Source organism: Sphingomonas qilianensis, from assembly GCF_039614825.1.
In the GTDB taxonomy this organism is placed as follows: Bacteria; Pseudomonadota; Alphaproteobacteria; order Sphingomonadales; family Sphingomonadaceae; genus Sphingomonas; species Sphingomonas qilianensis.
Genome location: NZ_JBDIMF010000006.1, coordinates 121,363 through 138,414, shown reverse-complemented (window position 1 = coordinate 138,414; position 17,052 = coordinate 121,363). Strand labels below are relative to the sequence as shown.

General features: G+C 64.0%; 21 protein-coding genes. 3 read left to right on the top strand and 18 right to left on the bottom strand.

The window, feature by feature from the left end; translation table 11 throughout:
• The 3 genes from purL to bfr all read left to right on the top strand — a co-directional run bounded on the left by purL (position 1) and on the right by bfr (position 3,174).
• On the top strand, positions 1-2,220 hold the full coding sequence (purL, locus tag ABC969_RS13800) for a phosphoribosylformylglycinamidine synthase subunit PurL (protein WP_345865672.1): 2,220 nt from the start codon (positions 1-3) through the stop codon (positions 2,218-2,220).
• 199 nt (positions 2,221-2,419) lie between these two features.
• Complete coding sequence (locus tag ABC969_RS13795) at positions 2,420-2,590, top strand: (2Fe-2S)-binding protein (protein ID WP_082472903.1); 171 nt, start codon at positions 2,420-2,422, stop codon at positions 2,588-2,590.
• A 95-nt stretch (positions 2,591-2,685) separates the two neighbouring features.
• Positions 2,686-3,174, top strand: a complete 489-nt coding sequence (gene bfr, locus ABC969_RS13790) for a bacterioferritin (RefSeq protein WP_345865670.1) — start codon at positions 2,686-2,688, stop codon at positions 3,172-3,174.
• Between the two features lie 223 nt (positions 3,175-3,397).
• On the opposite strand, the gene ABC969_RS13785 is transcribed toward bfr, so the two are convergent.
• From ABC969_RS13785 to ABC969_RS13700, 18 genes are all read right to left on the bottom strand, one after another.
• A complete protein-coding gene (locus tag ABC969_RS13785; RefSeq protein WP_345865668.1) occupies positions 3,398-3,814 on the bottom strand; it encodes an Hpt domain-containing protein in 417 nt (138 codons plus the stop codon).
• 153 nt (positions 3,815-3,967) lie between these two features.
• Positions 3,968-5,335, bottom strand: coding sequence for a ribosome biogenesis GTPase Der (gene der / locus ABC969_RS13780; protein WP_345865666.1), 1,368 nt, complete (start codon positions 5,333-5,335; stop codon positions 3,968-3,970).
• A 117-nt stretch (positions 5,336-5,452) separates the two neighbouring features.
• A complete protein-coding gene (locus tag ABC969_RS13775) occupies positions 5,453-6,787 on the bottom strand; it encodes an outer membrane protein assembly factor BamB family protein (RefSeq protein WP_380808137.1) in 1,335 nt (444 codons plus the stop codon).
• A complete protein-coding gene (locus ABC969_RS13770; protein WP_345865662.1) occupies positions 6,787-7,485 on the bottom strand; it encodes a tetratricopeptide repeat protein in 699 nt (232 codons plus the stop codon). The genes ABC969_RS13775 and ABC969_RS13770 overlap by 1 nt, the downstream gene beginning before the upstream one ends.
• 79 nt (positions 7,486-7,564) lie before the next feature.
• Positions 7,565-8,425, bottom strand: a complete 861-nt coding sequence (panB, locus tag ABC969_RS13765) for a 3-methyl-2-oxobutanoate hydroxymethyltransferase (protein WP_345865661.1) — start codon at positions 8,423-8,425, stop codon at positions 7,565-7,567.
• A 54-nt stretch (positions 8,426-8,479) separates the two neighbouring features.
• Entirely contained in the window at positions 8,480-8,917 is a 438-nt protein-coding gene (locus ABC969_RS13760; RefSeq protein WP_345865659.1) for a hypothetical protein, read from the bottom strand.
• An 80-nt stretch (positions 8,918-8,997) separates the two neighbouring features.
• On the bottom strand, positions 8,998-9,279 hold the full coding sequence (locus ABC969_RS13755; protein ID WP_345865658.1) for a DUF427 domain-containing protein: 282 nt from the start codon (positions 9,277-9,279) through the stop codon (positions 8,998-9,000).
• Positions 9,280-9,290: 11 nt separating this feature from the next.
• The gene (locus ABC969_RS13750; RefSeq protein WP_345865657.1) at positions 9,291-9,641 is read right to left on the bottom strand and encodes an ArsC family reductase; all 351 of its coding nucleotides are present in this window, start codon (positions 9,639-9,641) and stop codon (positions 9,291-9,293) included.
• Positions 9,642-9,691: 50 nt separating this feature from the next.
• Positions 9,692-10,675, bottom strand: a complete 984-nt coding sequence (locus tag ABC969_RS13745; RefSeq protein WP_345865656.1) for a GGDEF domain-containing protein — start codon at positions 10,673-10,675, stop codon at positions 9,692-9,694.
• Positions 10,668-10,907 carry a hypothetical protein gene (locus tag ABC969_RS13740; protein ID WP_345865654.1) on the bottom strand — a complete coding sequence of 80 codons (240 nt, stop codon included), beginning with the start codon at positions 10,905-10,907 and terminating at the stop codon, positions 10,668-10,670. The genes ABC969_RS13745 and ABC969_RS13740 overlap by 8 nt, the downstream gene beginning before the upstream one ends.
• A gap of 122 nt (positions 10,908-11,029) precedes the next feature.
• On the bottom strand, positions 11,030-11,458 hold the full coding sequence (locus ABC969_RS13735) for a response regulator (RefSeq protein WP_345865652.1): 429 nt from the start codon (positions 11,456-11,458) through the stop codon (positions 11,030-11,032).
• Positions 11,455-11,865 carry a response regulator gene (locus ABC969_RS13730; RefSeq protein ID WP_345865650.1) on the bottom strand — a complete coding sequence of 137 codons (411 nt, stop codon included), beginning with the start codon at positions 11,863-11,865 and terminating at the stop codon, positions 11,455-11,457. Before ABC969_RS13730 ends, ABC969_RS13735 begins: the two co-directional genes overlap by 4 nt.
• A gap of 74 nt (positions 11,866-11,939) precedes the next feature.
• Positions 11,940-12,389 carry a hypothetical protein gene (locus ABC969_RS13725; RefSeq protein WP_345865648.1) on the bottom strand — a complete coding sequence of 150 codons (450 nt, stop codon included), beginning with the start codon at positions 12,387-12,389 and terminating at the stop codon, positions 11,940-11,942.
• A gap of 11 nt (positions 12,390-12,400) precedes the next feature.
• Positions 12,401-12,784 carry an alpha/beta hydrolase family protein gene (locus ABC969_RS13720; RefSeq protein WP_345865647.1) on the bottom strand — a complete coding sequence of 128 codons (384 nt, stop codon included), beginning with the start codon at positions 12,782-12,784 and terminating at the stop codon, positions 12,401-12,403.
• Positions 12,785-12,787: 3 nt separating this feature from the next.
• Entirely contained in the window at positions 12,788-13,453 is a 666-nt protein-coding gene (locus tag ABC969_RS13715) for an HAD family hydrolase (protein WP_345865646.1), read from the bottom strand.
• A 200-nt stretch (positions 13,454-13,653) separates the two neighbouring features.
• Positions 13,654-15,210, bottom strand: coding sequence for a glutamine-hydrolyzing GMP synthase (gene guaA, locus ABC969_RS13710; protein WP_345865645.1), 1,557 nt, complete (start codon positions 15,208-15,210; stop codon positions 13,654-13,656).
• 96 nt (positions 15,211-15,306) lie between these two features.
• Complete coding sequence (rsgA, locus tag ABC969_RS13705; RefSeq protein WP_345865644.1) at positions 15,307-16,305, bottom strand: ribosome small subunit-dependent GTPase A; 999 nt, start codon at positions 16,303-16,305, stop codon at positions 15,307-15,309.
• A gap of 155 nt (positions 16,306-16,460) precedes the next feature.
• Positions 16,461-16,895: a hypothetical protein gene (locus tag ABC969_RS13700; protein WP_345865642.1), complete on the bottom strand. Its 435-nt coding sequence runs from the start codon at positions 16,893-16,895 to the stop codon at positions 16,461-16,463.
• Positions 16,896-17,052: the final 157 nt, after the last annotated feature.

The following is a 17,052-nucleotide window of genomic DNA, read 5'->3' as shown; positions in this document are numbered from 1 at the left end:
ATGACTGGTATCACTCCGCAAATCGTGGCCGATCACGGCCTGTCCGCCGATGAATATGAGCGTGTGCTCGCCGCCATGGGGCGGGAGCCTAACATTACCGAGCTCGGCATCTTCTCGGTCATGTGGTCGGAGCATTGCAGCTACAAATCGAGCCGCATCCATCTCAAGAAGCTCCCCACCGAAGGTCCGCAGGTTATTTGCGGCCCGGGCGAGAATGCCGGCGTGGTCGATATCGGGGACGGCCAGGCCGCGATCTTCAAGATGGAGAGCCATAACCATCCCTCCTATATAGAACCGTATCAAGGCGCAGCGACGGGCGTCGGCGGAATCCTCCGCGATGTGTTCACGATGGGCGCCCGCCCCGTCGCCAATCTCAATGCGCTGCGCTTTGGCCGCCCCGATCATCCCAAGATGCGGCATCTGATCGCCGGCGTGGTTCACGGTATCGGCGGCTATGGCAATTGCGTCGGCGTGCCCACGGTCGGTGGCGAGGTCAATTTCCACCCCGCTTATGATGGCAACATCCTGGTCAACGCGATGACCGTCGGCGTCGCCGAGCAGGACAAGATTTTCTATTCCGCGGCTTCGGGCATCGGCAATTCGATCGTCTATGTCGGCTCCAAGACCGGGCGCGACGGGATCCACGGCGCGACCATGGCCAGCGCCGATTTCGGCGAGGATGCCGAGGCCAAGCGCCCCACCGTGCAGGTCGGCGATCCCTTCACCGAGAAACTGCTCATCGAGGCGTGTCTCGAATTGATGGCCTCCGATGCGATCGTCGCCATCCAGGATATGGGCGCGGCGGGCCTCACCTCCTCCTCGGTCGAGATGGCGAGCAAGGGCGGCGTCGGCATCGAATTAATCATGGACGATGTGCCGCAGCGCGAAACCGGAATGACGCCCTATGAGATGATGCTGAGCGAGAGCCAGGAGCGCATGCTCATGGTGCTGAAACCCGGCCGTGAGGATTTCGCCGAGGCGATCTTCCGCAAATGGGAGCTCGATTTCGCGGTGATCGGTCATGTCACCGATACCGGGCGGATGGTGCTCAAGTGGCAGGGCGATGTCGTCGCCGATATCCCGCTCGGGCCGCTGGCCGACGATGCCCCGCTCTACGATCGCCCGCACGTTCCCACGCCTAAGCGCCCCGATCTGACCGACGCGCCCGAAAGCACGGATCCCGTCGCCGATCTCATCACGCTGATGGGCTCGCCCGATATCGCCAGCCGGCGCTGGATCTGGGAACAGTATGACACGCAGGTCGGCGCCGATACGGTGCAGCGCCCCGGCGGCGATGCCGCGGTGGTGCGCGTTCACGGCACTCAAAAGGGTCTGGCGATGACCACCGATTGCACGCCGCGCTACTGCTTCGCCGATCCCGTCGAGGGCGGTAAACAGGCCATTGCCGAGGCATGGCGCAATCTCACCGCGGTCGGCGCGACCCCGCTCGCCGTGACCAATTGCCTCAATTTCGCCAATCCGCAGCGGCCCGAGATCATGGGCCAGCTCGTCGGCTGCCTCGAGGGCATGGGCGATGCCTGCCGCGCGCTCGATTTCCCGATCGTAAGCGGCAACGTGTCGCTGTACAATGAAAGCAAGGCCACCGGCGGCGGCTCCGCCATCCTGCCGACGCCCGCGATCGGCGGATTGGGCCTGCTCGCCGATTGGTCGAAAAGCTGCACGATCGGCTTCAAGGGCACCGGCGACACCGTGCTCGTGATCGGTGAGCGCGGCGGCGATCTCGGCCAGTCACTGTGGCTGCGCGAACTGCACGGCCGCGAGGATGGCCCCCCGCCCCCGGTCGATCTCGCCGCCGAACGCCGCACCGGCGATTTCATCCGCGCGCAGATCCAGAACGGCGCCATCACTGCCTGCCATGACGTGTCCGATGGCGGCCTCGCCGTCACGCTCGCGGAAATGGCGCTCGCCTCCGATCTCGGCGTATTGGTTACTGAGCCGCAGCCGTTCGGCATCGCCGGCTCGCTGTTCGGCGAGGATCAGGGCGTCTATGTCGTCACCGTCTGCGACACCTGCCTGGCCGATTTCATGGTCGCCGCGCACAAGGCCGATGTCCCGGCCGATCCGCTTGGCCGGGTGATCCACGATCGCCTGATCTTCGAGCTGGACGAAGGCGACTGGACCGTCACCATCGCCGCGCTGCGCGCGGTGCACGAAGGCTTCTTCCCCACGCTGATGGGCGCGGAGGATAAGCTCGCCTGAGGCAAATCGCCCGCCCCTACCCCTACCTCTACCCTGCCGTCATCCCGGCCTTGCGCCGGGATCCCGCTTCTTCTTGCGCGGCCAAGCGTCGGGACCTTGGGTCAAACCCGAGGCGGCGAAAGTAAATGCGAATCACCCGCAATACCGCTTGCGAACAAGTCGCATTAGCTGCATACCTTCCTACGCGGAGGGAATGCTCATGGTCGTGTGCGTCTGTAATGCCATTCGGGAGACCCAGGTTCGGGAAGCCGCACGCAACGGCGCGACCAGCGCATGCCAAGCCTATCGCAGCCTTGGTCGTCAGCCCAAATGCGGCCAGTGCGTGCCGTTCGCGCGATCCATTATCGATGCGGAACGTGCTGCTGCGTAACAGTCGCAGCGGCCGAAACCCGCGGAAATACGTCACTTTCGCCTGTCGTTACGCGCCCGTTCGCGCTATGAGTTGCGCAACAACGGAGTAGAGACATGCGTGGCGACCCCAAGGTCATCGACTATCTGAACGAGGTGCTCAAGAACGAGCTTACCGCGATCAACCAATATTGGCTGCATTACCGGCTGTACGATCATTGGGGGGTGCGCAAGCTCGCCGAGTTCGAGAAGCACGAATCGATCGATGAGATGAAGCACGCCGATTGGGTCGCCGAGCGCATCCTGTTCCTCGATGGCCTGCCCAATTTCCAGCTGCTCGGCCGCCTTCGCATCGGTGAATCGGTGCAGGAAGTGCTGCAGGCCGATCTCGATCTCGAAATGGAGGCCCTACCCCCGCTGCGTGACGCGATTGAGCATTGTGAAAAGGTCCGCGATTATGTCAGCCGCGATCTGTTCCGCCGCATTCTCGACAGCGAGGAGGAGCACGTAGATACGCTCGAACGTCAGTTCGAAATGATCCAGCGCATGGGCATAGAAAACTACGTCCAGCTGCAAAGCAAGCCGGCTAACGAAGAGATCGCCTGACCCATCCGCGCTACCGCGCTGGAGAGCATCTGGTGCGGGGGGCGGGAGTTTCACATCGTCCCCCGGGCTAGAACCGACATTGAGCCATGGGCAGCTAGTCTAACAGGCGCGAGCACGGCTCCGGGCCGAGGGTGACGATGCGTAGCGTGCGCTCTGCTTGAAAATCAGCGGTGCGAAAGACCGAGCTGGTCAGCCGCTCGACAAATCCCCCGGGGGGGAGTCGTCACAGCATCCGCCGACCAAAAACCATGGCCGGGCGACGCTCCACCAGCAGCGGGCTGATCTCCCGCTCCAGCAGCGCCAACGTCCGTACGAACAACGGGCGAAGCGCGGCGACATATTCCAACGCCTCGCCGGGCGTTTCCTGCGCCTCAAGGCAGAGGCGAGCGATATCTTCGATCGCCTCTGCCAGCGTTGCCAGCGGCATTGCGCCAAACATACTCGAGTCGCCCTTCAGCGTGTGCGCGGGCACAACCATCGCTGCAGCATTAAGAGCGCGCATCGCCTCCTCGATCGAGTTGAGCGATTTAACCCCATCCTCGCGGAAATAGCCAAGTATGCGCGGGAAATCCGACGCCAGCTCGCTACGCGCGTGTTGGAATATTCTCCAGTCCACCAACGAGCCGTCCTCGAAAACCATCGGCGTTCCTCCTTATCGTCGCGCCATGATCAGCCGGTCGAACGCCAAGTTTATTCAGGTTAAGTAAAGGATTCGTTCATGTCAGTTACCAAATAGTATTGATCCATGCTGTTCCACTAACTGAAGCTCAGGATCGGGCGCTAAAACAGCCAATTACTGATCGAAAGGATTTTTGGGCGCGCGCAACGTCAGCCGCACCGGCACGGCACCAAAGCCGAGATCCCGACGGATGCCGTTGATCAGATACCGCTGATAACTCATTGGCAGCTGATCGACGCGCGTGCCGAACAGGATGAAGCCCGGCGGCCGCGTCTTAGCCTGCGTCAGATAGCGCAGCTTGATGCGCTTGCCGCCCGGCGCCGGCGGCGGATTGGCATCCACGGCTTTTTCGAACCAGCGGTTGAGCTCCCCTGTGCCGACGCGCTTGGACCAAATCTCGCGCGTCTCGAACGCCACCTTGAGCAGCATGTCGAGCCCCTTGCCCGTCGCCGCCGACACGGTCAGCACGGGAATGCCCCGCGCCTGGCTCAAACCCTCTTCCAGCGCCGCCTTGACGCCGTTGAACAGCGAACTGGCATGTTCCGCGACATCCCATTTGTTGAGCGCCACGATCACCGCGCGCCCTTCCTGCAGCGCCGCATCGGCGATCCGCAGATCCTGCGATTCCAGCCCCCGCGTCGCATCCAGCAGCAGCACGACGACTTCGGCGAAATCGATCGCGTGCAACGCATCGGCAACGGACATCTTCTCCAGCTTGTCCTGCACGTTAGCACGCTTGCGCATCCCCGCCGTGTCGATCAGCCGCACCGCGCGCGGCTCGCCATGCTCGTCGGTCCAGGTCCAGTCGACCGCGATCGAATCGCGTGTGATGCCTGCTTCGGGGCCGGTGATCAGCCGCTCTTCGCCGAGGATGCGGTTGATCAGTGTCGATTTGCCGGCATTGGGGCGCCCGACGATGGCGAGCTTGAGCGGCGCGCTGAGATCGTCTTCGTCGAATTCGGGCTCTTCCTCGATCGGCTCGATATCAATAAATGGCTGCAGCGCCTCGAACAGATCGCCCATGCCCTCGCCATGTTCGGCGGAGAGCTGCACCGGATCGCCATAGCCAAGCGACAGGGATTCGAGGATGCCGGATTCGCCCGCTTTGCCTTCCGCCTTATTGGCGACGAGGATGATCGGCGTGTCCGAGCCGCGCAGCCAGCGCGAAATCTCTTCCTCCAGCGGCACGATCCCGACGCGTGCGTCGAACATGAACAGCGCGACATCGGCTTGCGCCACCGCCGCTTCGGTCTGCTGGCGCATGCGCCCGGGCAGCGTCGCCGCGTCCTCGTCTTCGTAACCGGCGGTATCGATGATGCGGAATTCGACGCCGACGAGCGTCGCATCACCCTCGCGGCGATCACGCGTCACGCCGGGGCGATCGTCGACCAGCGCCAGCTTCTTGCCGACGAGGCGGTTGAACAGAGTTGATTTGCCGACGTTCGGCCGGCCGATAATCGCGACCACAGGGAGTTTGGACATGGCGTGCCCTTAGCCCGGTTGGCGGCAAAGGTCACGTGGCGTGAATGGCCACCCCACTACTACCCCGGCGTCCGCCGGGGTAGTGCGCCATGAAGCGGTGACAAACTGCCAGTAGGCTTACCGGTAGGCCGAAATCTTGCCCTTCATATCCAGCACGTACAGCGTATTGTTGGCCACGATCGGTGCCAGATTGAACGGATCAGCGCTCTTGATCACTGTCCCCAACGAACCATCGCTGACCGACGCCGAGACGATCTCGCCGTTCGAATTGGTCACCAGTAAGCGATTGCCCGCCACCACCGGCCCAAACCAGGTGATCGCGCCCGAGCGCTTCTTTTCGTTGTCGAAACCTTTCAACTGGCTGATCCAGCGCACCGCGCCGGAGGCGCGCGACAGGCAGACCAATTTGGCATCGTCGGTTACCAGGAACAGCCATTCACCGGCGATCGACGGCGTCGAAATACCCGCGAAATTCTGCGACCAGATGCGCCGCCCGGTGCCGATATCGATCGCGACCGTACGCCCGCCTTGCCCGACGGCGTAAACGCGGCCCTGATCGATCACCGGGGCGGCATCGATATCGGCTAGCGACGACACCGAGGTCGAAATGGCTGAGCGCGACAATGCATCCTGCCACAAGGCACGGCCATTCTCGTAACGATAAGCATTGAGCTCGCCCGATGAGAAACCGGCCACGATTGTGCCGGAGCTCGCCGCTGGCGCCGCCACACCGAACACGCCTTGCGACTCGAGGCTGCCCGAAGCACCCCAGGCGGTCTTGCCATCGGCCTGATTGAGTGCAAACAATTGGTTGTCCTGGCTCAATACATACACATTGCCATAAGCAATCGTCGGCGATCCGCGCAGCGGTCCACCCGGCTTGGCACGCCACACTTCGGCACCGTTTGCCGCGTCCAGCGCGACCACGTCGCCCAGGCCATCGGTGGCATAGACCTTGCCATCATCGAAGCTCACGCCGCCGCCGAAGCGCGCCGACTTATTCTCATCCCCCTTGACGATGTCGGTCGCCCAGATCTTCGCACCGGTATCGGCGGCGAAGGCATGCACCACGCCATCGACGTCCATCGCATACAAGCGATTGGCCGATACGACCGGCGGTGCGGCCAGCCGCTGGCGATTGCTCCCGCCGTTGATCTGCGCGGTCCAGGCGCGCGTCAGTGTATCCGGCAAGGCAAGCTGCCCCATTGCCTTGGCGGCATTGCCGCCGGGCTGCGTCCAATCCGTATTGGTCTCGGCGGGCGGCAACAGCACTTGGACTGTCGCCAGCGTTTTATCCGCCTCGACAGCGGCTTCGGACAGCAGGATCGGCACACGATCGCCGAGCACCGGAGTCTTGCTTTTGCCGCCCTTGAAGATGCCGCACGCGCTCAGCGCGATCAATGCGGCGATCGCGACGGAAGTCTTCAGCCCGGTCGCGCGATTGCTGGTCATCATGGAGCCTTCTTTTCCTCGGTCTGGTCGATCGCATCGACGCCCATGGCACCCGACATCTGAACCGCACGTAGACGGATCGTTTCGGGCACCTTGTCGCTGCGCGCGATGCCGGCGAACATTTGCGCTGCCAGATCCTTGCGATTCATGCGTAGATAGGCCGCGGCGAGCAATTCACCGGCGCTGCCAAAATAGGCATTGTCCGCCAGCGCCAACGGCTTGAGCCGCGTCACCACGACATCAGGCTTCAGCGTATCGAATTCGGCACTGGTCTGCCGGATCAACGCCAGATCGCGGAACGGCTGCGACACCGACGTATCCGCCGCCACACTGGCGAAGATCGCCGCGGCGCCCTTCAAATCCTGCTTCAGCAACAATTGATCGGCCTGCAAAAAGCGCGCAGTGACGCGGTACCCTTCGACCTTGGAATCAGCCAGCGTGGTGAGCTGCGGCGGCACCGTATCGGGCTTGGCAGCCAGTGCGTCGAACCCGGCCTGCAATTGCTCCCCCGCGATACCGGCGGCTTCGGTTTGCTGATGCCGCCAGTATAGGAAACCCGCGAACAGCGCGAGCGCCGCCAGGATGGCCACGATGATCCAGCGCCCATAGCGCGTCCACACGCTGGTCAGCTGGTCACGGCGCAGTTCTTCATCGACCTCACGCAGGAATGCTTCGTCGGTTTTCGGCGGGACGGCCAAGGCAGGCTCCAGATACAACAATTGAATAGGGGCAGGAAGGCGCGGACCTTAGCCGCGCGCCCGGCTAAGGGGAAGAGAATCAATCCTTAGGCTGGTACGTCTGCTCCGGCCCCGGAAAGGTGCGCGATCGTACATCGGCGGCATAGGTTTCCACCGCGGCGGAAATACGACCTGCCAAGTCGTCGAACTTCTTTACGAACCGCGCGGTGCGTTCGAACATGCCGAGCATATCCTCCGTCACCAACACCTGCCCATCGCAATCGGCCGACGCGCCGATGCCGATCACCGGGCACGACACTTCAGCCACGATCGCCTTGGCCAGCGGCTCGATCACGCCTTCCGCGACGATCGCGAATGCACCGGCATCGGCGATGGCGCGCGCATCGCCGATAATTTTGGCGTGTTCGGCGTTGCTGCGCCCGCGCGCGCCATAGCCGCCCAGCGCGTTCACCGCCTGCGGGGTAAGGCCTATATGCCCCATCACCGGAATGCCTCGCGCGGTGAGGAACGCGACGGTCGGCGCCATCGCTTCGCCGCCCTCCATCTTCACCGCCGCGGCGCCGGTCTCGGCCATGATCCGCGCGGCCGAGACGAATGCTTGCTCGGGGCTCGGCTCGTACGTGCCGAACGGCATGTCGATCACCACCACGGCATGATAGCTACCCCGCACCACCGCGGCGCCATGCGCGCACATCATGTCGAGCGTTACCGCCAGCGTGGAGGGCAATCCGTAAATCACCTGCCCCAGACTGTCCCCCACGAGGAGCAGATCGCAATGCGGATCGAGCAGCTGCGCCATCCGCACGGTATAGGCCGTCAGCATCACCAGCGGCTCCTGGCCCTTGCGGCGCTGGATCGCCGGCACGGTCAGCCGCTTCATCGGCGCGGGCGTCGGGTTGGCGCGGCTGGTTGATGTGTCGATCGTGAAGGTCGTGGACATGGTCGCTTGGCTAGCGGATCGGCAGCCGCGTTGCCAGCCCAAGCCGGTGCGGCGCTAGACGATCCAGCCGTGGCGTCGTGCGTGGGTGGCAAACCAGATCTGCGCCGCGGCGATCAGCACCAGCGCAATCGGGAAGCCCGCCGCGGTTACGACGCCCTTCACCGCAATCAGATCGGTCACCGCGAAGATATAGCCGAACATCGCCACAACCAGCACCAGCGCGACGATCAGCACCGCGCGCGCCACCACCAGCCTCCGCAGCAATAGCAACCCGCCCAGCAGCCCGGCCCAGGTCGCCGCGCCATAAAGCCACATGAACCAGTCCGGGCGGCTGGCGCGCAGCGTGCGGTCATAATCGGACATTTGCGCGACAGCGGCGGGCGATGTGGTCACGTCGAGATAAAAGGCCGCAACGCCGATCGCGCCCCATAAGGTGATCAGCAGCGAGATGATCCAGAACCGTGCCGGTGCCGTCTTGCGCAATACCGTCATGCCGCCCTCCCATTTACGAAGAAAAATGCGCGCTTCGTTGCGGAAAGGCAACTGTCGACCGCAGGGTCGACAAAAGTGAGCTAAGCGACGATGACGCCCTTCCAAAAAGCGTAGCGCCCCTTGATCTCCGCCGCAGCCGCCTTGGGGTCGGGATAATACCACACGGCATCCGCGTTGCGAGCGCCTTCTACCACCAAGGTCTTGTATCGCGCCTCGCCCTTCCACGGGCACTGGCTGCGCGTCGCGCTATCCTCGAGCAAATCCGCCGCCACGCTATCGGCGGGGAAATAATGATTGCCCTCCACGATGACCGTGTCGTCCGATTGGGCGATGACCGTGCCGTTCCAACTTGCCGTGGGCATGCGCATTCTCCTTATCCGGTGATCTGCTTCAGATAGGTATCGGGCGCGAACCCCGCCAGCAGCACGGTGCCCTGCTCGATTACGGGGCGTTTGATCATTGACGGGCTGGCCAGCATCAGCGCGATCGCATTGTCCTCATTCAGGTGCGCGCGCTCCGCCTCGGGCAGCTTGCGAAACGTCGTCCCCTTGCGGTTGAGTAGCGCCTCCCACCCCAGTTGCGCGCTCCATCTGCGCAGCGTCGCTTCGTCGATCCCCACCTTCTTGTAATCATGAAAGGCGTAGGCCACGCCGTGCGTCTCGAGCCAGCTGCGCGCCTTCTTCACCGTGTCGCAATTGGGGATCCCGAACATCCGCGTCTTCATGATTTCCCTCATTCGTTAGCCGGGGGCTGATAACGCGCGCGGCGCGCCGGTCAAACCAGCTCGGCCAATTCCGTCCGGTTACGGCCACCCGATTTGGCCGCATAAAGCATCGCGTCGGCGCGTTCGAGCCACGCCGCGAGTGTTGCGATCCCGGGCGACTCGGCGACCCCAAAACTTGCCGTGACGTGCAACGTACCGCCATCGGGCAACCGAATCGCGTGCCCGGCAATCGCCTCACGCAACCGCTCCGCCACCATCATTGCTTCGGCGCCGCTCGTCTCGGGCAACAGCAGCGCGAACTCCTCGCCCCCCAATCGCCCGAACACGTCACTTGGTCGGAGCGCGCCTTCGGTAATGCCCGCAATCTGTTGCAGCACCTGGTCGCCGATGCTGTGCCCATATGTATCGTTGACGCGCTTGAAATGATCAACATCGAGCATCACTAATGCGCCGGGCCGGTCGTAACGCCCGGCGCGCGCCAACTCGCGTTCGGCTTGTTCACTGAACCCGCGCCGCGTGAGCGCGCCGGTCAGGTGATCGAGCTGCGCAATCAGCCGCAATTCCAGCTCGTCACAAACAATGTTGGCAAAATCGCGCAGAATGGCGATATCGGCGGGGCTGAACGTGCGGGGCTCGGTGTCGATCGCGCATAAGGCACCCACGTTATAGCCCTCGGGCGTCCGCAGCGGGATCCCGGCATAAGCGCGCACGAACGGGGGGCCTACCACCAAGGGGTTATCGGCAAAGCGCGGATCGCGCGATGCGTCCTCGATGATCATCGGACCGCGCTGCTGGATCGTATAAGTGCAGAAAGACACCGACCGGGGCGTCTCGGTTGCATCAAGCCCACGGCTAGCTTTAAACCACTGGCGCTCCCGATCCACAAGCGTCACTGCGGCCATCGGCACGCGGAGCACGGTGCGCACCAACATGACGATCTTTTCGAACGGCTGTTCGATCGCGGTGTCAAGCACGCCGAGGCGGCGCAACGCGGCAATCCGCGCATCTTCATCGTGCAATTTTGAATCAAGCATGTAACTGGTCTTTCATCATCGCATGAATGGCGCTGGCCAAATCTTCGGCATAGCTCTCGACCAGCACCCGAATGCTGGCATCGACGGTCAGCTCGTCCAGGCCCGCCGCGCGCAGACTGTCGATCAGGGCGAGCAGGTGCGTCTGATGGCGCAACACGCTATCGCGCAGCGGCGGTGGAATTTCGAGCGGTGCCCCCGCCGTCAGAGGAGGCTGAAGTTGATCGATACGCACAAGACGCCTCCCTCGGTGGCACGCCCTAACTAGGCTGCAACCATTAACATGATTCAAATCAATATTTATTGTGCATGATCCGCGTTAAGTATTATCGCGGAGCGGGCCAGCCGAGCAAGCTTTCAGGAACTTTGGCGAGCCACGGCGCTGTCATGATCGCGCTTCGCGCGTAACTGCGTGACATAATCAACCACCGCATCGGGTTCGTAGGGGCGCGCCAGGTGCGGCCCGCTTTCGCAGATCGCCGCAGCATTGTCGGCAATACCCGCCAAGCTACCCGCCAACCGCACTTCGAGTTCGGGACGGTTACGCCGGACCCAACTTGCCAATTCGAAGCCCGACCGCGTGCCGATGGCGGCGATATCGCAAAGGATCACGTCGACCGCGAGGGACGCATCGCCCAACGCAATAAAGGCCTCATCGGTGTTGACCGCCTCCACCACACCATGCCCGCAACGGCGCAGGAAATCGGCAATCGCGTGCCTGGAAAGGATATCGCCGTCGACGATCAGGATTGCGCCGGGCTTTGCAGCTGGATCTTGCTCGGTCACTGCAGCTTGGCCACTTCGCAGGCGACGGCTTCTAACGCCTCATCGATGCGGTATGGCTTGCCTAGAAAGGCAACTGCCCCGGCCATCGACGCGTGCCGTGGATCGAGGTGGCCCGAGGTGAGGATTACCGGCAGATCGGGAAAACGCGCTTTGACGAATTTCAGCAACCCCAGCCCATCGGTGCCGCCCGGCATCCGAACATCGCTGAATACCAGGTCGACCGCCTTACCCGCAGTGAGGATTTCGACCGCCTCGTCGCCGTTAAACGCTTCGACGACCTCATAACCTTCGTCGCGCAACGAATCACTCACCAGAATGCGGATCAGGAGTTCATCTTCGACCAAGAGGATGCACTTGGGCTGCCTAAGGGCCACGATGGGCACACCCCGGGCTAAATGAAATTCCATTGATATACACCTCGCAAGCCCAACGGTGCAGGCCCAGCGTAGGTTCCATTAATGTGCAAATTAATTGATCTATGTCATTGCGCGACATCGCCGCTTAACCAGTCGAGCACGGCTGCCTGCAGGGCGATGCGGCAATCCGAGAAGCTGTGGTCAGCGGCAAAATGGGTCGTGGTCAGGCGCGCGGCATTGATCACGCCGACCGCTGCCGCCAGCGCCGCTCCCGCGCCGGCGAAACCGTCGTCCGACGTCACGATCAGCAAGGGCCGGCCCGCCAGCCGCTCCGCGCGATCGGCAAGATGCCAACGTCCGGCATTGTCGCGTGCTTCATCGGCGAGCGCTTGCGGCGACGTGCCATCAAGAATGTGCAACCCCGCGCTAGTCCCGACATTCTCGTCGACCCGCGCCACCGATGTCGCCGTATTGTCACAACCAAACGCGTGCCCGAGATCGACCCCTGATAGCAATGCAGCGCCGCGCATCTCAGGCCGCGCCGCGCACAGTTCCGCGGCGACAAATCCACCCATGCTATGTCCAATCACCGCGATACGGTCCGGATCGACCCGATCGGCGGCGGGGGGGGGGAGCACAATCCCCCCCCCCCCCCCCCCGCCGCCGCATCCTCCACGCAATGGGCGAAGCTGAACGCACCCGGCCCGCCCCATGAGCCGCGGTAATGCAGCGTCAGCACGTTCCACCCAAATCGCCGCAGGCTCTGCGCCAGATCGACATTCTGCTCATTACCGGGCAGCCCGTGGAGCAGCAGCACCGTCGGATGCGGCCCCGCCCCCGCCGCGGTATAGAGGATCGCGTTGAGGTTCACGCCGTGGCTGGGAATGGCCCGCGCCAGCGTCTCGGCCGGTGCGCATTCGTCCCGCGGCGGGTCCTCGCTCAGTGCGCGCAGCGTCAAGTCGCGCGGCACCGCTCAGCGCCCCAGCGGGGAGTCGCCATAGCCCGCGAGCAACGCCGCGGCATCGTCATAGATCGCGATCGCCCCCGCCGCCTGCAGCGCGGTATCGGAAAACCCGCCCGAGCGCAGCGCTACCGTGGCGATGCCGCATTTCTGCGCCGCCTCGATGTCGTACGGCGTATCGCCAACCACGATCACCGCGTCCGCCGTTATGCCGTCAAGCTTGCCCAGCGCGGTCGCGAAAATATCCGGAGCGGGTTTCGTCCGCTGAACATCGTCACTGCTCGTCGTTGCCGACACCAGATCGCGCGCGCCGAGCAGATCGAGATAATGGTCCAGTTCCCCGCCCGAGGCGGACGAGGCAAGTACCACTTTCTGACCCCGCGCATGGGTGTGCGCGAGCAAGTCGTGCGCGCCCGGAAACGGCTTGGCGGTGGCAAGATATTTGGCCTTGAACACCGCGCCATGCGCCTCGCCCAATTGCTCCTGCGCGTCCCCGTCCAGTTCGGGTAGCAGGGTCGGCACGAGCATATCGGTGCCCTTGCCGATTTGGTCATGCACCACCTGCCGGTCAAACGACGCGCCGATCCCGGCAAACGCTTCCTCCCACGCCAGCACGTGCATATCGTTGCTGTCGACCAGCGTACCGTCGATGTCGAAGAGAATGGCCTGGATCTGCATGGGGGTACCTGATGTTGGTGGAGGCCCGGCCACACGGCCAGGAATTCTCCCCTCAACGGTCAGGCGACGCGCAAAGGTCCGTTGCGCCCGCGATATTCGTCGGGCATTTTCGCGCGGTCAGCCGGCGCCTGTGGCGCGGCGGCCTTATGGCCGCCGAGTGATCAAACCGCGATCCTGCCCCGCAGGATCGCGAGTCTTGCTCACTCCCATTCGATCGTGCCGGGCGGCTTTGAGGTATAGTCGTAGGTCACGCGGTTGATGCCCTTCACCTCGTTGACGATCCGCGTCGCCACGCGCGGCAGGAAATCGCCGGGGAACTGGAAGGCCTGCGCGGTCATGCCGTCGGTCGAGGTAACCGCGCGCAGCGCCAGCACATTGTCATAGGTCCGCCCGTCGCCCATCACGCCCACGCTGCGTACCGGCAGCAACACCGCGAACGCCTGCCAGATGGTGTCGTATAGCCCGGCGGCACGGATCTCCTCGAGATAGATCGCATCCGCCTTGCGCAGGATGTCGCAGCGTTCCTTGGTCACTTCGCCGGGAATGCGGATGGCCAGGCCCGGGCCCGGGAACGGATGCCGCCCGACGAATGCCGGCGGCAGCCCCAGTTCCACGCCCAGCGCACGCACCTCGTCCTTGAACAATTCGCGCAACGGCTCGACCAGCTGCATGTTCATGCGCTCGGGCAGCCCGCCGACATTGTGATGGCTCTTGATCGTCACCGATGGCCCGCCGGTAAAGCTCACGCTCTCGATCACATCGGGATACAGCGTGCCCTGCGCCAGGAACTCCGCGCCGCCGACCTTCTTCGCCTCGGCCTCGAAGATATCGATGAACGCCGCGCCGATGAACTTGCGCTTGGCCTCGGGATCGGTGACCCCGGCCAGCCCGGCGAGGAACGTCGCCTCGGCATTCACGTGCACCAAGGGGATATTATAGGCGTTGCGGAACAGCGTCACGACCTGCTCGCTCTCGCCGGCGCGCATCAACCCGTGATCGACATACACGCATGTCAGCTGCTCGCCGATCGCCTCGTGGATCAGCACCGCGGCAACCGATGAATCGACCCCGCCCGACAGCCCGCAGATCACCCGGCCCGAGCCGACCTGCGCGCGGATTTCGGCGATCTTGGCGGCGCGAAATTCGGCCATCGTCCAGTCGCCCGTCAGCCCGCACACGTGCCGCGCGAAATTGGCGATCAGCTTGGCGCCATCGGGCGTGTGCGCCACTTCCATATGGAATTGCGTGGCGTAATATTTCCGCGCCTCGTCCGCCACCACCGCGATCGGCGAGCCGGGCGAGACGGCCACCGGGCGGAACCCAGGCGCCAGCGCGGTCACCTTGTCACCATGGCTCATCCACACCGTATGGCTTTCGCCCGGCGCCCACACGCCATCGAACAGCGCGCACTCGCCGGTCACTTTGATCACCGCATGGCCGAATTCGCCGCTCTCGCCGAGGATCACGGAGCCGCCCAATTGATGCATCAGCACCTGCTGGCCATAACAGATGCCCATGATCGGCACCCCGCTATCCAGGATCACCTGAGGAATGCGCGGGGATCCCTCATCAAGCACCGAGGCCGGGCTACCCGACAGGATCACCCCTTTCGGGGCCATTCGCGCAAACGCGGCATCGGCCGTAGTGAACGGTGCGATCTCGCTATACACCCCTGCCTCGCGCACGCGCCGCGCGATGAGCTGCGTCACCTGGCTGCCGAAATCGACGATGAGAATGGAATCGGGATGCTGGTTCATGCGGCCAGATAACGAGGCTTGGCCAGCGACGCCAGTCCCACGCTTCGCCGCCAATGCCTACCGCCGCCCCGGGGGCCCAGCTCCTACTGCCGGCCGTTACCGCCCGCGCCGCTTCCCCGCCCGCCCCGGCGTCGCCGCCGCCCCCGCCACAAGCTTGCGCCAGCGCGTAAACCGCTCCGCGTCGAGAGTCCCAGCCGCGATCCCCGCCTGCACTGCGCAGCCCGGTTCCACGCCATGCGAACAATCCGAAAAGCGGCACTCCTCGGCGGCCGCGGTGAAATCGTCGAAAATCTCGGCGATCCCCGTCGCCGCCTCGGCCAGCTGCAGTTCGCGCATTCCGGGCAGATCGAGCAGCCACCCGCCACCCGCCAGCCGGTGCATTTGCCGCACCGTGGTGGTGTGCCGCCCGGTATCGTCCGCCGCGCGGATCGCCTGCGTGGCGATACGGTCCGATCCCTGCAGCGTGTTGACCAACGTCGATTTTCCCACGCCCGACGAGCCAAGGAACGCCACCGTCTGCCCCACGCCGCACCAGCCGGCGAGCCGCGCCACATCCGAAGCATCCCGCCCGTTCACCAGCTCGACGCGCAGCCCCGGCTCGATTGCGCGCGCCGCCGCGGCGAACGTCTCGGGCGTGTCGGTCAGGTCGGTCTTGGTCAGCACCACCACCGCCGGCACCCCCGCCTCGCGCGCCAGCACGATATAGCGTTCCAGCCGCGCCACGCTGAAATCCTGGTTGCACGAGGCGACGACGAACACCGTATCGACATTGGCGGCGATCATCTGCTCCTTGGTCGGATCGCCCGGCGCGCGCCGCGTGAACAGGCTCGTCCGCGCCAGCACGCGGATCGGCTGCACCGTCTCGGCATCGAGCAACAGCCAGTCGCCCACCGTCGGGTGATCATCGCCGGGCAGCGCGCCGGCGATATACGGCGACACCAGCCAATCCGCCCCCGCGCCCGCCACCGCGATCTGCCCGCGATGCACCGCCATCACCCGCACCGGCACCACGCGCCCGGCCTCCGCCGCCGTTACTTGCGCGGCGAACTGCGCGCGCCAGCCAAGCGCGTCGAGCGTCTGTGCGGTGTGTGTCATAGGGCGGGCGCAGGATCCTTGATCATTGGAGCGTCCTACTGGACCGTCTCACACCGGTGCAATGCTTTCGCGATCAGCCAAAATAGGTAGGTTCTGGCACGATGAAGGGGATGCCAAGACCGACGGCTGTCGGAAGGCGAGCGCTTGCATGCGTGCTATCCGCATATCTTGATTGCCTTGCCAAAGGCCGACGTCGAGAAGCTAACGCCGCTCACGTCCGCCAACGTGACAAAGGCGCCCCCGCCACCCATACTCTCTTGGGCAAAGCGACGCGCGTCTTTCATGCCAGCAAGGTCGCGTCCGGTGACCATGTCGTCGGCGACCTTGACTTGCCCCTGCGTGTAATCGGTGCTGCGCATCACCGTCCTGTCGCGCACGATCGCCTGGGACTGGATCACGCGCAGCACGCCGTCCACCTCGAATGTCCCGAGATAAGCGATCTTGCCTGGCGCAACCGAGAGCCCGCACGTTCCCTGCTCCAAGCATGCCGTCCACGCGCCCTGCTGCCAGACATTGTCGAGGCGGTAGCGCCCTCGCGCCAGCGTGCGCGCCATGTAGGTATAGCTTGTTGTCGCCGGCGCCACTTTCATGACGTATGCGGATGAGCACCGCACCATGGTCGGATTTTGCCGAGAGGTTGATTGCGTCGGGCCGCATTTGCGCCAAGCCAGCGCCCGAAGACGTCAGCGCCACTACGGCCAACAGCATCCCGCTTGTCTTCGTACGGCCCCAAAAGATTCGTAGGGC